Here is a 13,438-nt window from a genome sequence, read left to right as displayed (position 1 = left end):
GCATTCTTTCTTTGGAAATCACGGATTGCAGAATGTTTGATAATGAAGTAGACTTTTTCATGAGGCCGCCTCGTTTCGGATGGTTTGTAGGGGTACAAACACTTTACCGAATGTGGGGCCTTTTTGCCACCCTTTTTTTAGTTAATCAACAGTCGTGCATTTCGTACATCTAAAATAAGGCAATTTGCCTTGGCAGGTTCGTTTTGCCGATTTTAGCTGCACTTTCTGCATTTAAATGCTCAAAGGTTCCAAATACCCAGAATTTAACTGTAGAAAATACATTTAGTCTGTTAGTCCCAACGGTAACGGTAAGTTTTATGGTAAGAGTAAGCCCTCTAAGTAAAGGTAGTTCCTGCGATAACAGCAAGTTCTACTGTAACAATAATTGCTACGCACCTATTTTCACTCGCCATATTACCCTTTTTCTGATCGTCAGCAAGGTCAGAAAGTGTGGAAGCTTTTTATTTTCCCCACATACATAGCTAACAAGATTCTTTCCCCAGCAATTTTATACTTTCTGATCTGTGAACAAAAGCGCCGTGCCGCTATCTAGAAGACAGCGAAGCACGGCGCATCGGTTAATCCTTTGCTATTTATTACCCGGAAGCGGGGTGGTTGTCCAATGTAATCGGCCGCCGCGGATCCGAAGGATAATCCTCAAGGATTCGCTTCAAGTGAGAACTTTCGATCCCGAGCACTTGGGCACATTCCTGGGGAGTTAGAAATCCCCGCCGATAAGCTTCGATGACTTTGCGCTTGTCCATAGCCTGACCTCCAAAATGACCCTGATATTCTCAAGTATTGGAAAGGAAAGGAAGGAATATACAGCGTATCTAAGCTTTTTTACGGTAAAAGAACGTCTCCCCAGCCTCAAGTCCGTATTGCCCCGGTGAGAAAATTTGCTCCGTGCTGCCAACGAACAACATACCGCCAGGTCGTAATGCTTTAGAAAATTTGTGATAAAGACTTTGTTTCGCTTCCTCGGTAAAGTAAATCATGACATTCCGGCAGACAATCAGATCAAACCCTTCCTCAAACGTATCGAGCAGCAGGTTTTGTTTCTTGAAGGTTACTGCCTTTTTCAGTTTGGCATCGAACCGATACATCGGACCTTCGGGCGTAAAATAACGCTCAGCCACATCTTTAGGAACATCCTTCAACGAACGTTCCAAATACATCCCTTCCTGCGCCTTGCCCAGAGCTCCGTCATCGATATCCGTTGCCAAAAGGTAAGTATTTTGCAGAAGTCCCTTATCCGCAAGTATCATGGACAGTGTGTACGGCTCTTCGCCCGTTGAACAAGCAGCACTCCACACCTTAAGTTTTGCTTTATCCCGAGATAGCTCGGGAAGGACAACATCCCGCAACACTTCCCAACGATTGGGATTGCGCCAAAATTCGGACACGTTAATCGTCATCTTGTCTAAAAATTCGTAAAATAGCGCTTTGTTGCTCATCATCGCTTTAAAGAACGAATCAAATGTCGGATAACCGTTTTTATTACGCAGCGTCGTCAAACGACGCTTCATTTGTGCTTCCTTATACTGAGCCAAATCAATGCCGGTATTCTTCTTGATGTTTTGGATAAAACCCAGGTAATCAGGATCCGCCGCTTCCTTGGTGTCTCCCTGTGGATTATCCGAGAAAAACGGTTTTAGATCCATGAGCTGACGCTTCTAGTATAGTTAAGTAATTCGTGCTGCGCGAAGAAGTTGGCGATTTCTCGTTCCGCGCTTTCCACTCCATCGGAACCATGGATCAAATTAAAAGGCGTATGGGCTGCAAAATCCCCTCGAATTGTTCCGGGAAGAGCCTCCGTCACTTTCGTCTTGCCAATTACGAGCCGAGACAAGGCGACGATATCGTCCCCTTCCCAAACCATGGCAAATACCGGCCCGGAAGTAATGAAGCCTACCAATTCATCAAAAAAGGGTTTTCCCTCATGCTCCGCATAATGCTTCTTAGCTTGGTCCTCTGTTGCTTGAACCAGCTTGCCGGCGACCAGTTGAAAGCCCTTGTCCTCGAACCGGCTAATAATTCTGCCGACGAGTCCGCGCTGTACCCCGTCCGGCTTAACCATCAAAAACGTTCTTTCCATGGTTCCCCTCCCGAAATTAATCAACATCGACTCATAAAATGATAGAAACACTCCAAAAAAGAAGGCGGTTTCATCTGCATTTTACCAGAAAAATACGAAAAAGGTAAGATCAATACGATCTTTTGTTGACAAAGAGGGCAATTTCTTGCAAATGAGCCCGAGCTTTATTGTCCGGAAGACACTTCAGCGCGTTTAACGCTTTTTGTATGAACCGATCAGCTAGCTCCTCGGCGCGGTGAATTCCGGGACTCGTACGAATCATTTCGATCGCCCGGGTGACGTCACCACTCCCGTCCCCGGCTTGAATGCCACGAATCTCTTTAAGCAGCGGTCCACGCAAGCTTGCCTCCTGCAATGCATATATGACAGGAATCGTAATATTTCCCTGACGCATGTCACTGCCCGGAGGCTTTCCTATGACCTTCTCCGTCCCGAACAGATCTAGCAAGTCGTCGCGGATTTGAAACGCCATTCCGACATTATAGCCATATCGGTAAAGCAAGGAGCTTACCTTAGCAGGAGCCTCGGCTGCCATGGCTCCAAGCTGACAGCTGATGGCGATCAGTAGCGCCGTTTTCCTGCGGATTCGGAGCAAATAATTCCGAACACTCTGTTCCGTATTGAAAAAGTCGCGAATCTGCTCCATTTCACCTATGGACATTTGCACCATAGCTCTAGCCAAAATACGGTGTATGTAAGGATTGTCGAGCTGAGTAACCTGCATGAGCGCCTTGGCATAGATGTAATCACCGGTATACATAGCAATCCGGTTGTCCCATTTTGATTTAACGGTCGGCTTGCCCCGCCGCGTATCTGCGTCGTCGATCACATCATCGTGAACGAGAGACGCCGAATGAATCAATTCCAGCGGCACGGCAATATACTGCAATCGCTGTAAATCGTATACCCCAAACTTTCCTCCAAGCAGCACAAAAATGGGGCGCAGCCTTTTCCCCCCCGCTTTCAATAGATGCAGGGACGTCTCTCCCAGCAGTTCATCATCGCCATCGATGCTCCGGTACAACTGCTGTTCGATAAAGTCCATATCCTTTTTCAAAGCACCGAAAATATCCAATAGTTTCATTCTTTCACCCGTGTCAGCGAATTATGACTCCATACGTTCATCTGTACTGGATGGTCCAAGAGCCCCATCTCATAAGCATATTTAAAGTATAACGCCAAACCTTCCCGGCGTTTATCTCCAAAATCATAACATAAATTATTAAAATAATGGTGCCAATAATCGGACGTCCCGCCGATCTCCCGGCATGCCTCCACAATCAGCGGGGTTAAGTCACTTAAACTTTTCGCCCGGCTCGCTTCAAAAGCGGCAGACACTTCGTCCAAATACTCACCGTGTGTTTCGGCGAATGTCTGCTGAACCGCCCACACCGCAAAGGTCATCCCGTAGCCGGTCCATCTTTTCCAGACTTCCCCCAAATCGGTAACGATATAACCATGATCTCGCCACGATGCCTCAATCGCATGGTCACCTATGAGTAGTGCGGCATCGCTCTCCGCCATCATCGACTCCAGATGAGGCTCACTATCCCAATACGTCGGTTTGCCTCCATAAGCCTTTCCCATAATGATCTTGAGCAGGTTCACCGACGTAGCCGAGGTATTCGTTAACGCAATCACTCCGTCTGCGATTTGTTCAGGCGGCTTTCTGGAGAACAGCAGTATCGAGTTTACCGGGCCATCCGAGCTTATGGACAAGTCGGGCAGGAGTAAAAAGCGTTCCGAACCGCAGCCGAAGGCAAAGGAAGACACCGGAGAAATATCCAGAGCTCCATCAAGCATCTGGCGGTTCAAAACAGCTGGCACCTCAGTCACCAACCGGCTACTCCGCGAAAGGGAGGAAGTATTAAAATGGTAAAAAACAGGCCATACGTTACTATAATTTATTTTTCCGATGAGGATGTCGTCATTCTCCCGGTTGTTCATTGTGATCCCCCCATCTCGTAAACAACGCGTGTTCGATTCCCAGATTGTCCAGCACTTTGCCAACCAAAAAAGAAACCAAGTCATCGATATTTTTCGGACCGAAATAAAAGGCCGGCATAGCCGGGATGATACGAACGCCGAGTCTAGCAAGCTTCAGCATATTCTCCAAATGGATAGCATGCAGTGGTGTTTCGCGAGGAACAAGCACGAGTGGCCTGCCTTCCTTAAGCATAACGTCGGCGGCGCGAGCCATCAGGTTGTCCGACGTTCCGTTCGCGATCGAAGAGAGCGTCCCCATCGAGCAAGGCATGATGATCATGCCTTTAGTAAGGAAAGAACCGCTGGCGATCGAAGCCCCGATATCGGCAACCGGATGATATACGACGGTTCCGGGAAAGCTGCCGAACTTGTCCCGCAGCAACTCCTCACGATCTGACGTACTCCAACCGAGCTCTTCCTTAATGACTCGCCAGCCTGCATTTGAAATCACAAGATGCACTAGGTATTCCATTTGCAGCAGCGTTTCTACTAATTTAATGCCGTAGATTGAGCCACTGGCACCAGTAATTCCAACAACGATCGATTTCTGTCTGTCCTCCATCAGTAATACCGCACCACCAAATCAATCAAAGTGAAACAGAAGACGACGATACTCAGCACTCCGTTCATTGTGAAGAAAGCGGTCTGCAGCCGGCTGAGGTCGCCCGGAGAAACGATGTGATGCTCATAGAACAGGATCAAGTAAGCGATGATCATGCCGGCGATATACCACCAGCCAAGATCAGTCATAAACAGAAGTGCGATAAATCCGAGTGCGGTGATGATATGAAACACTCTTGCGATTTTCAAAGATTTAGCGACGCCGAAACGCACGGGAATCGAATATAGTCCCTCTTTGGTATCAAACTCCACGTCCTGACAAGAGTATATGATATCAAACCCTGCGATCCAAAACGTAATTGTCGCATAAAACACCATCGCCGTCCAATTGACCTCACCGGTAACTGCGGCCCAGCCCCCTAAAGGAGCAAGCGCAATAGTGAGGCCTAGCACAACATGGCATAGCCAGGTGAATCTTTTAGTGTATGAATAAAAAACGAGCATAAAGACAGCGATGGGCATGAGCTTCATCGCAAGCGAGTTTAATTCGGCAGCGGCCCAGAACAGCAAGGCGAATGAAGCAATGATAAACACCACAACTTCTCCAATTTTGAGCAGTCCTGCCGGTATCGCTCGATTGGCAGTCCGGGGGTTTTTAGCGTCACTGACTCGGTCAATGAGCCGGTTTAACCCCATCGCTGCACTTCGGGCTCCAAACATGGCCAGCAGAATCCAACCGATTTGAGCCCAGGTCGGAAGCTCCTGACGAATGACGACGGAGCCGAGAAGAGCGCCCATAAAGGCAAACGGTAAAGCAAACACCGTGTGCTCAAACTTGATCATTTGCAGAAAAACACCTATTTTTCTAAACATGAGGCGTCTCCTTTGTTCCGATATGTAAGGCGGCAATCCCGCCGGTCAAAGGATACGCTTCAACTTTCTCAAGTCCGGTCTCCCGGAAAATCTGTGCTAATTGTTCGCGGCCGGGAAATTGGATGAGTGAATCCGGCAGCCATTTATATTGCTCGTAACGTTTCGCCACCAGTTTACCAAGCAGCGGAAGTACTTTCTGAAAATAAAAGTAGTAAATGCTCTTGAAAGGCTGCCAGGTCGGTTTGGATAGTTCCAGGCACACGACCATGCCGCCAGGCTTTACAACGCGTTTCATTTCCCGCAGCACCTGGTGAAGATCAGGTACGTTGCGAAGGCCAAAACCGATGGTAGCGTAATCAAACGTATTGTCAGCGAACGGCAAGTCCATGGCATTGCCTTGAATCAAGGTGATCGAATGGTCAAGATGGCTATCCAGAACTTTCCGCCGACCGAACTCCAGCATATTTTCGCTGAAATCAAGTCCCGTAATCTTTCCACCACTGGTCTTGGCCATACTGATCGTCCAATCGCACGTGCCGCAGCACAGATCGATCGCCGTATCACCCGGAGACATGTTCATTTTAGCCATCGTAAATTTCCGCCACGCTTTGTGGCGTCTAAAGCTCAATAGGTTGTTCATCATATCGTACTTCGGGGCGATGCTCTCAAAGACGGAATGAACAAACTGTTCCTTTGTTTCGGAAGATGAATTACTCATCAGCTTTCATACCTACCCTTCCTGCACGGATCGGCGTGCCGGCGAGATCATAGCGATAAACGGTTCTAGAATCGCCTTAATTTCCACACGGGCCGATTCCTTCTTGCAATCATGCAGCAGCGCTTGGACGCGATCGACCGATTGGCGAAGCATAGCCACTAGCTGCTCCTTGACATTGTATTTCACTAGCAGTAAGGTCCACTCCCGCTCCCCAAGCTTACGCCCGGAAAGGGTTTCTCTATCTTCGCGGGAACCGGTCTCCATAATTTTTAAGAAAGCATATCCTTGGCGGTGATGCGGTAGTTCACTGCTCGATTTGATCTCGTCAAGCATGACTTCACAGCGGCTCAGTTCGGCAAGTAATAGGCTCCAAATATTTTGCATCGACTTGTCCAGCAGCTGGGAGAAAGAAAGAAAAAGTCCCATTTTTACATGGACGCACTCTTTTAAATACTCCTCAGCCGGTAGAAGCATCTGCTTCAATTTGGTATATAGTTCTACTTTGAGCCTGTTTACTTCGCAGATGGCTGCGCTCATGGCCGATACCATCCCGATTTCTCCCGTCTTAGCAAGCAGATCATAGAACACTCCGCTAAAATAATCCCCGGCGAGTACCTTCAATTGCCGTGATCGCATGGATAATGTTTCATCGTCCATCTCTTCCCCGAGCCCAACCAAGTCATGGGTATCCATGCCAAGCTGAACGAGGAAGGCGGCTAACGCACAAGTTTCTGCAGATCCTGGATTTGAAGCCTCGCGGTCGTTCAAAAAGGTATAAAGCAAACGAACACGGGGCACCGGATACTCCGGAAGCGCCGTGTATGCTGAAATCATGTCATAGGCGACATATTTATTTGCCATTTCTGTTATGCGATAAGGTCTCATCCTTTGCCTCCGTGCCGCTGTACTTGCCATTTTGAATTTAAAAAATATGTCACAATCTTGTCTATTATAGCACATGTTTTTTCACTGCGCACAGTTGCTTCGTATCTATTCCTGATTGAATTGCTTCTTCCATAGATGCGTTTCCGTCACCCTAAGGCGCTGGCGCAGCGTGTCTGGTAGCTCCACGTTCCCCACCGAACGAAGCTGCGACATCGCCTCAGCAGGCCATTCATCCCGGCGGATATCGGCCGCCAGAAGTAAATATTTTGTCCCAAGCCACCGGTCCTCGGCCAGTAGCCGCAGCAGCAGCTGATCCACATTGCTCGTTCGATCAAAAGCAAAGGAAATCATTTCGGCCATTCCTTCATAAATGAGCTCGGCATCAAAGTTGTCCTCGGTTACCTTTAAATCAACGGATAAAATGCCGCGAGATAAATCAACCCGGGCGATCGGGACAGGAAGATCAAGCGCCTGCAAACCATCTACAAGATTGTCGCTCGTCAGTTCGGGAGGCTTCCCACCCGCAAAAACGGCCGACACATGTGCGGGCTTTCCGATTTTTTCGCCAAACCATGATAATGACGCCATAACCGGCGCACAGAGGAGCGTTAGGATGAACACCTGGATCATCAATTTATGCTTCATGGGGCAATCCCCCTTTATATTTGGAGATGATGCTTTTTGTAGCCCTAGTATACTTATACCCCATTGTACAAAGAAAAAAAGCAGGCTATGCCTGCAATTTAAAAAATCATTCTTCCGTGTCTATGATACCGTGCTTCGTATATACGATAGCTTTGCCTCGAACCTTCACTGCGGAAGTATGATCTGTAAATTGCGCGATCAGCACTTCGCCTTTATCCAATTTCTCCGTATGGTGGAATCGGGTGTCCTTCCCCCGGGTTAATCCAATGACGGTAACTCCTTGTTCTTTAGCCTTTACAACGAAATAATCGCCACTTGATGCACCTTGTTCTCCTACGCCTGCATACTGCTGATTCTCCATAGTTGGCGTTCTTCCCCTCTTATTAGCTTTCTTGATTAAAAGAAAAAGCCGTGAACGACAGCCCACGGACTTTTGCACGGAAGATATGTAGAAATCTTTATTTAATTCCGTCTTTGAGCGCTTTACCTGGTTTAAATGCAGGGATTTTGCTCGCAGGGATTTCGATTTCCTCTCCGGTTTGCGGGTTACGGCCTTTACGGGCGGAACGCTCGCGGACTTCAAAGTTACCGAAGCCGACCAGTTGAACTTTATCTCCGTTCTGAAGTGCCTCGGAAATAGCTTCGAAAACGGCATCAACTGCTTTCGTAGCATCTTTCTTGGACAACTCCGTGCTTTCTGCTACTTGAGAAATCAAGTCGGATTTGTTCATCTTGATTCACCTCCCTACTAAGGAAATAACACCACTTGATATTCTGTGTTTCCGTTTTACCGCAGAATATACGTTATTATCGTACGCAATACGTACAAATCCCCCCGAAAAAAGCTATTTTCCCGCTTCTTTAGGGGCGCGGAACAAATTTATAGTAATACAGCCCATGCATAATTTCAAGTTATTTAAGTGTTTTGAGCCTACTTTTTACAAAATGCACATATTACGGTCCATTTATTTAAAGGAATCCAATCGATAAATGAAACAACCGCACGCGGCCATTTCGGCACACGCACGGTTATTGAGGAGGAATTGCTATAGTAAGCTTCAATTTACTAGGGCGTTTCTCTTAAAGGATGATAGCGATCAAGCCGCCAGAACCTTCATTGATGATTCGACCAAGCGTTTCCTGCAGTTTGTAGCGGGCATTGTCAGGCATCATCGCAATTTTGCCTTGGATGCCCTCTCTTACGATAGAGTGAAGCGAACGCCCGAAGATATCAGATTCCCAAATTTTGATCGGATCGTTCTCAAAGTCCTGCATCAAATAACGGACCAGCTCTTCACTCTGCTTCTCGGTGCCAATAATCGGGGCAAACTCCGACTCTACATCAACGCGAATCATATGAATTGACGGAGCCGTTGCTTTCAGCCTTACTCCAAATCTGGAGCCCTGACGAATCAACTCAGGCTCATCCAGCGCCATCTCAGCCAAGGTAGGAGCGGCAATGCCGTAACCGGTTGTTTTGACCATTTCGAGTGCTTCGGCAAAACGGTCATATTCCCGCTTGGCATGCGTAAATTCCTGCATGAGCTGCAGCAAGTGATCTTTACCGCGAATTTCTACGCCAACGACTTCCATCAGAATCTGGTCATACAAATCGTCCGGTGCGTACAAATCAATTTCCGCTACACCTTGGCCCATATTCAGACCACTAAGACCAGCCCGGTCAATAAAATCGTATTCCATGAAATTTCCGACGACACGGTCAACATCACGCAGCCTGCGGATATCCTTCACCGTATCGCGGACAGAGTTCTCATAATTACTGCGGAGCCAGTGATTCTCATTCAGCACCATGACCCAGCTAGGTAGATTGACATTCACTTCGTGTACAGGGAACTCAAACAGCACTTCTCGCAGCACACCGGTTACATCCTCTTCCGTCATCGTCGCAGCACTTAGCGTAATGACGGGGATGTCGTATTTTGCTGCAAGCTCACCGCGGAGCTGCAAGGTTTCTTCGCTGTTTGGGTGCGTGGAGTTAATGACGAGAACAAACGGTTTGCCGACCTCTTTCAATTCTGCGATAACACGTTCTTCTGATTCTACATAGGAGTATCTTGGGATATCGGCAATCGTCCCGTCCGTTGTGACGACCACACCAAGAGTAGAGTGCTCTTGGATAACTTTCCGTGTGCCGATCTCAGCGGCTTCCTGGAACGGGATCGGTTCCTCAAACCAAGGTGTTGAGATCATACGCGGTCCATTCTCATCCTCGTAACCTTTTGCACCATCGACAGCGTAGCCTACGCAATCTACGAGCCTTACATTAACATCCAGACCATCTGCCACCTTGATTTGAACCGCGTTGTTCGGTACAAACTTCGGTTCGGTCGTCATGATCGTTTTGCCAGCCGCACTTTGAGGAAGTTCATCCACTGCGCGTTGACGATCTGCTTCATTTGCAATGTTCGGGAGAACGACAGTCTCCATGAAGCGTTTAATAAAAGTCGATTTCCCGGTGCGGACTGCCCCAACAACACCTAGATAGATGTCTCCTCCGGTACGTTCGGCAATGTCCTTAAAAATGTCCACTTTCTCCAATACCAATGATATCCCCTCCTCAAATTTCACCGAAGGAAAAATGCTCTCCGAGCATCCGCTTCGTTATTCACCATATTTTTCATCATCACTGCTACGGCAGGAGCGGCAGCTCCTCTTCCCCGTATCCGCCGCTGCAAGCCTTTTTGGAGGAACCTGAACGAAGCGGCGTTAACTCGTACATGCATTTGGACTAGTAACATCTTATGTACCAGATGCGGAATTATGACGGATTTAACCGTCCGAGCCCACTTTTTTTCCAAACCGCTGATTCGCCCCGAACAAGGCGCACATTTATCCGCCATACTCCATCTATATGATTCTAGCCCGCAAAATATGACGTGCTAGCCCTATAGTTACGCTGAAATTATGTATAAAAAAAACCTAGCGGATTCTAACCGCCAGGTTACTGTTAATAAGCAATCACATTTCTTTCGTTTAAGTTACAATTTGTGTATTTAAACTATCAAGCTAGTCTACTCATCAGATCAATCAAGCATAGGCACCGGTGCACCATCAATATAATGATATGGCAGCGACTTAACAGGCACATAAGCAGAGTATTCGATTAGCAGCTCCCGTAAGTCCATATCCTGCTTAGGGGTTGTCTTAGATTGATCAATGATCTGCATGATGTCAAATGCGTAATCCACATATACTTTCCCCTGAGCATCCATCAAGTAAGGAAGGGACTGACCAGAATATACGCTTGTCTGCTCATTATCCTTGGCCTGGATCTGCGACAAGTCCACCTTGAATAGTCCTGAATAGGTCTCAGCGCCGCCTTGCCCCGGCAGTTTTCCGCCATGCGAGGAGCGAAAAAGATCTACCCGCCGCTGCACGTCGTTTACTTTTTGAACTGTAACCAAATCAAGCACTTTCACCATAGGGTCGATTTCCTCATTAATGACGAGAAAATAAACGCCGCCACCTTCCTCGAAAGCGGCCTTCGGAATCTCATCTAAAAATCCCATTTGCTTCATCTTGCCGAGATCAATGCGGAACTTCTCATACCGCGGCGTTTCCGGTCCAGCTGTATAGATCGGGAGTATCCCTTGTTCTGACTGGAACCGATCCAGAGCCCGCTGTACCCGGTCAACACTTTCGGCATAGGACATAGGAGCTTGTTGAAGAGCCTGTTCCTGATACATACAGCCCGAAAGCAAAGCAATAAGGCTCCAGACAAGTGCAAAACGGCCGACTAGCCGAGCCCCCTGTCCCTTGAATGCTTGTGGAACCATCGATTTCAATCATCCTTTACCGGTGTTTTCTAAAAAAACCATAGCGTTTACATTACCAGAGGCTGTCATCTTCCTCTTTCGCTAGTTGTTTACGTATCGCAGCCTTGAGCGGATCCTCAGGCAGCTTTACTTGAGCTTGCCCTACAATTTTCGCCTGACATGATAGCCTGGTTCCTTGTTCTAGGAGCGGGCCGAGCTTACGTCGCTCTGAATCGGTGGGAGGCGTTAGAGCTGCGGCATATGGTTCATCCACTTGGACCTTACACATAAGACAGCCGGCAGTCCCCCCGCAACGAGTGGCAATATGGATTCGCGCTTCACGAGCTGCGCGTAACACAGTCGTCCCCGGTCTAACCTTGACGGTTTTGCCCTCCGGTAAAAAAGTTATTTGTACCTCCATATGTTGTCTCCCCCTTAATCCTCACTCGGACGATGCTCACGCCACGGTTGAGACAAAAGGGGGCGATCAAGTACTTCGGCCATTTTGGCGACGATATCGGCAGTCCATTCGTTACGCCGCAAAAGTACGGAAAGTAGTGGCAAATGACGATCCGGCTCCCTACGAATCACTTCGGCGATGGCTAAATAACGATCCGGACGCCCTCGAAGCATGTTAAATACAAATTCATGCGCAAGCGGCATGAGATGAACCTCCGCGTCATCCAGCCGATGAATGGAAGAATACTCGCTAAGCACCTCAGTGACTTCCGTCCGGTAAAAAGCACCCTGAGATCTGATTTCAAATCCGCCAACCAATTCGATCGTGAGCCCACCGCATTGGTAATGGCTGAGCAGGGACGTGTAAAACCCACTCTGATCCAGACGAGGCTCGTCTGTAGCTACTTCACTTAACCGCTTATGTAGAATTTTAGATTCCTCAGGATCGGCATAGACGTCTATATCTCTTGGTGCAGCCGCCAATTTTACGCCCCGCAGCCACAAACTGCAGCTCCCACCCAGCAGCCATTTACCGGCATCCTCTTTCCAGTAGGACGAGAGCACTTTTAAGGCATCAATTAATTCGGGATAATTATTCGTCAATTTATCTTTCATGCTTTATGATTCCCTCACTTTCTGTTCCCATCATAAGCCAGTCTATTTGTAAAAGAAAGACCACCTATGTAATGGAAACAAGACCAGTCAGAAATCCTGTCAACATAATGATGAACGCAAGCAGCGATAAAATCCCTTTGATGACTCCTTTAGTTTTGGTACGTGCAAACGTAATCAAAAAAACGGAAAGTCCCATAATCAGAACGGCAGCGATCGATAGCCACATTTTCGTCATTGCATCCATCAGCGTCATTCTCCTATTTTTTGAAATAATATGATCCATATTATAGCATTTTCCAGCATTTTAGGCTATGAGCCCTTAAAAACGCCTGATGGCGTTCTCAGAAATGGCTTTGACTTCTACATTGGAGGGATGGGTATGGGATTTCACCCCATACCCATTCCCTCTTCTGTTCTACTTTGAGAAGCCCTTCCACTTTTTTCATTGTCCGAAGTGAATCATCTCCGTCCGTTCTAAAAATTCTTTTCTTATAAACAAAGGCCCTGCAGCTTCATCGCCGCAGAGCCCATCTTTAGCCCAGTCTATTTTTTTATCATCATTTTCATTAAAGCTTCCATATTGGACGGATTCATACCGCTTTTTTTCACGGCGTTGACGATTTCAGAAATCGTGCTTTCCGTTACAGGCACCTTAGCCATCGCAGACACTTGCTTGATCAGCTTCCGTAATTCAGCTTCGCTATGCAGAGTTGATGGTTTTACAGTGCCGGCCAACTTCTTAACAGAGCCTTCTGAAATATTTTTGCCAGCTTTTTTATTGATGGCGTTCAGGGCCTCTTTGGATATTTTGCTCATTCTTTC

18 protein-coding genes are annotated in these 13,438 nt (G+C 47.5%); all 18 read right to left on the bottom strand.

The window, feature by feature from the left end:
* Window positions 1-596: 596 nt before the first annotated feature.
* The gene (locus ACFQ3W_RS08560; RefSeq protein WP_379318610.1) at window positions 597-764 is read right to left on the bottom strand and encodes a hypothetical protein; all 168 of its coding nucleotides are present in this window, start codon (window positions 762-764) and stop codon (window positions 597-599) included.
* 69 nt (window positions 765-833) lie between these two features.
* The gene (locus ACFQ3W_RS08555) at window positions 834-1,664 is read right to left on the bottom strand and encodes a CheR family methyltransferase (RefSeq protein ID WP_379318608.1); all 831 of its coding nucleotides are present in this window, start codon (window positions 1,662-1,664) and stop codon (window positions 834-836) included.
* Window positions 1,655-2,098 carry a nucleoside-diphosphate kinase gene (gene ndk / locus ACFQ3W_RS08550; RefSeq protein WP_379318606.1) on the bottom strand — a complete coding sequence of 148 codons (444 nt, stop codon included), beginning with the start codon at window positions 2,096-2,098 and terminating at the stop codon, window positions 1,655-1,657. The genes ACFQ3W_RS08555 and ndk overlap by 10 nt, the downstream gene beginning before the upstream one ends.
* A 109-nt stretch (window positions 2,099-2,207) precedes the next feature.
* The gene (locus ACFQ3W_RS08545) at window positions 2,208-3,182 is read right to left on the bottom strand and encodes a polyprenyl synthetase family protein (RefSeq protein WP_379318603.1); all 975 of its coding nucleotides are present in this window, start codon (window positions 3,180-3,182) and stop codon (window positions 2,208-2,210) included.
* Window positions 3,179-4,045, bottom strand: coding sequence for a menaquinone biosynthetic enzyme MqnA/MqnD family protein (locus ACFQ3W_RS08540; RefSeq protein ID WP_379318601.1), 867 nt, complete (start codon window positions 4,043-4,045; stop codon window positions 3,179-3,181). The genes ACFQ3W_RS08545 and ACFQ3W_RS08540 overlap by 4 nt, the downstream gene beginning before the upstream one ends.
* The gene (locus ACFQ3W_RS08535) at window positions 4,026-4,646 is read right to left on the bottom strand and encodes a UbiX family flavin prenyltransferase (RefSeq protein ID WP_379318599.1); all 621 of its coding nucleotides are present in this window, start codon (window positions 4,644-4,646) and stop codon (window positions 4,026-4,028) included. Before ACFQ3W_RS08535 ends, ACFQ3W_RS08540 begins: the two co-directional genes overlap by 20 nt.
* Window positions 4,646-5,518, bottom strand: a complete 873-nt coding sequence (locus tag ACFQ3W_RS08530) for a UbiA-like polyprenyltransferase (RefSeq protein ID WP_379318597.1) — start codon at window positions 5,516-5,518, stop codon at window positions 4,646-4,648. Before ACFQ3W_RS08530 ends, ACFQ3W_RS08535 begins: the two co-directional genes overlap by 1 nt.
* Entirely contained in the window at window positions 5,511-6,236 is a 726-nt protein-coding gene (locus ACFQ3W_RS08525) for a demethylmenaquinone methyltransferase (protein WP_379318595.1), read from the bottom strand. The genes ACFQ3W_RS08530 and ACFQ3W_RS08525 overlap by 8 nt, the downstream gene beginning before the upstream one ends.
* A gap of 12 nt (window positions 6,237-6,248) precedes the next feature.
* Window positions 6,249-7,097 carry a heptaprenyl diphosphate synthase component 1 gene (locus ACFQ3W_RS08520; protein WP_379318593.1) on the bottom strand — a complete coding sequence of 283 codons (849 nt, stop codon included), beginning with the start codon at window positions 7,095-7,097 and terminating at the stop codon, window positions 6,249-6,251.
* A gap of 129 nt (window positions 7,098-7,226) precedes the next feature.
* Window positions 7,227-7,766, bottom strand: a complete 540-nt coding sequence (locus ACFQ3W_RS08515) for a hypothetical protein (protein ID WP_379318591.1) — start codon at window positions 7,764-7,766, stop codon at window positions 7,227-7,229.
* Window positions 7,767-7,872: 106 nt separating this feature from the next.
* Window positions 7,873-8,127: a trp RNA-binding attenuation protein MtrB gene (mtrB, locus tag ACFQ3W_RS08510; RefSeq protein ID WP_379318589.1), complete on the bottom strand. Its 255-nt coding sequence runs from the start codon at window positions 8,125-8,127 to the stop codon at window positions 7,873-7,875.
* Window positions 8,128-8,224: 97 nt separating this feature from the next.
* Window positions 8,225-8,497 carry an HU family DNA-binding protein gene (locus tag ACFQ3W_RS08505; RefSeq protein ID WP_059043418.1) on the bottom strand — a complete coding sequence of 91 codons (273 nt, stop codon included), beginning with the start codon at window positions 8,495-8,497 and terminating at the stop codon, window positions 8,225-8,227.
* Window positions 8,498-8,846: 349 nt separating this feature from the next.
* Complete coding sequence (gene spoIVA, locus ACFQ3W_RS08500) at window positions 8,847-10,325, bottom strand: stage IV sporulation protein A (protein WP_379318662.1); 1,479 nt, start codon at window positions 10,323-10,325, stop codon at window positions 8,847-8,849.
* A gap of 485 nt (window positions 10,326-10,810) precedes the next feature.
* Window positions 10,811-11,563: a hypothetical protein gene (locus ACFQ3W_RS08495; protein ID WP_379318586.1), complete on the bottom strand. Its 753-nt coding sequence runs from the start codon at window positions 11,561-11,563 to the stop codon at window positions 10,811-10,813.
* A gap of 52 nt (window positions 11,564-11,615) precedes the next feature.
* On the bottom strand, window positions 11,616-11,963 hold the full coding sequence (locus ACFQ3W_RS08490) for a 2Fe-2S iron-sulfur cluster-binding protein (protein ID WP_379318584.1): 348 nt from the start codon (window positions 11,961-11,963) through the stop codon (window positions 11,616-11,618).
* Between the two features lie 14 nt (window positions 11,964-11,977).
* Window positions 11,978-12,616 carry a hypothetical protein gene (locus ACFQ3W_RS08485; RefSeq protein ID WP_379318582.1) on the bottom strand — a complete coding sequence of 213 codons (639 nt, stop codon included), beginning with the start codon at window positions 12,614-12,616 and terminating at the stop codon, window positions 11,978-11,980.
* 64 nt (window positions 12,617-12,680) lie between these two features.
* Complete coding sequence (locus ACFQ3W_RS08480) at window positions 12,681-12,860, bottom strand: DUF2768 family protein (protein WP_379318580.1); 180 nt, start codon at window positions 12,858-12,860, stop codon at window positions 12,681-12,683.
* Between the two features lie 299 nt (window positions 12,861-13,159).
* Window positions 13,160-13,432, bottom strand: a complete 273-nt coding sequence (locus tag ACFQ3W_RS08475) for a stage VI sporulation protein F (RefSeq protein ID WP_379318578.1) — start codon at window positions 13,430-13,432, stop codon at window positions 13,160-13,162.
* Window positions 13,433-13,438 lie beyond the last annotated feature (6 nt).

The sequence above is a fragment of the Paenibacillus puldeungensis genome (genome assembly GCF_042678945.1).
In the GTDB taxonomy this organism is placed as follows: domain Bacteria; phylum Bacillota; class Bacilli; order Paenibacillales; family Paenibacillaceae; genus Fontibacillus; species Fontibacillus puldeungensis.
The sequence above is the reverse complement of the archived record's forward strand: the minus strand, read 5'-3'. Positions and strand labels throughout refer to the sequence as shown.

Coding starts and splice junctions, on each gene's coding strand:
- ACFQ3W_RS08525 (WP_379318595.1), bottom strand. CDS start 6,236: ATGAGTAATTCATCTTCCGAAACAAAGGAACAGTTTGTTCATTCCGTC.
- ACFQ3W_RS08495 (WP_379318586.1), bottom strand. CDS start 11,563: ATGGTTCCACAAGCATTCAAGGGACAGGGGGCTCGGCTAGTCGGCCGT.
- ACFQ3W_RS08530 (WP_379318597.1), bottom strand. CDS start 5,518: ATGTTTAGAAAAATAGGTGTTTTTCTGCAAATGATCAAGTTTGAGCAC.
- ACFQ3W_RS08520 (WP_379318593.1), bottom strand. CDS start 7,097: ATGGCAAATAAATATGTCGCCTATGACATGATTTCAGCATACACGGCG.
- ACFQ3W_RS08560 (WP_379318610.1), bottom strand. CDS start 764: ATGGACAAGCGCAAAGTCATCGAAGCTTATCGGCGGGGATTTCTAACT.
- ACFQ3W_RS08535 (WP_379318599.1), bottom strand. CDS start 4,646: ATGGAGGACAGACAGAAATCGATCGTTGTTGGAATTACTGGTGCCAGT.
- ACFQ3W_RS08475 (WP_379318578.1), bottom strand. CDS start 13,432: ATGAGCAAAATATCCAAAGAGGCCCTGAACGCCATCAATAAAAAAGCT.
- ACFQ3W_RS08555 (WP_379318608.1), bottom strand. CDS start 1,664: ATGGATCTAAAACCGTTTTTCTCGGATAATCCACAGGGAGACACCAAG.
- ACFQ3W_RS08490 (WP_379318584.1), bottom strand. CDS start 11,963: ATGGAGGTACAAATAACTTTTTTACCGGAGGGCAAAACCGTCAAGGTT.
- ACFQ3W_RS08545 (WP_379318603.1), bottom strand. CDS start 3,182: ATGAAACTATTGGATATTTTCGGTGCTTTGAAAAAGGATATGGACTTT.
- ACFQ3W_RS08515 (WP_379318591.1), bottom strand. CDS start 7,766: ATGAAGCATAAATTGATGATCCAGGTGTTCATCCTAACGCTCCTCTGT.
- ACFQ3W_RS08540 (WP_379318601.1), bottom strand. CDS start 4,045: ATGAACAACCGGGAGAATGACGACATCCTCATCGGAAAAATAAATTAT.
- ACFQ3W_RS08485 (WP_379318582.1), bottom strand. CDS start 12,616: ATGAAAGATAAATTGACGAATAATTATCCCGAATTAATTGATGCCTTA.
- mtrB (WP_379318589.1), bottom strand. CDS start 8,127: ATGGAGAATCAGCAGTATGCAGGCGTAGGAGAACAAGGTGCATCAAGT.
- ACFQ3W_RS08480 (WP_379318580.1), bottom strand. CDS start 12,860: ATGGATGCAATGACGAAAATGTGGCTATCGATCGCTGCCGTTCTGATT.
- ndk (WP_379318606.1), bottom strand. CDS start 2,098: ATGGAAAGAACGTTTTTGATGGTTAAGCCGGACGGGGTACAGCGCGGA.
- ACFQ3W_RS08505 (WP_059043418.1), bottom strand. CDS start 8,497: ATGAACAAATCCGACTTGATTTCTCAAGTAGCAGAAAGCACGGAGTTG.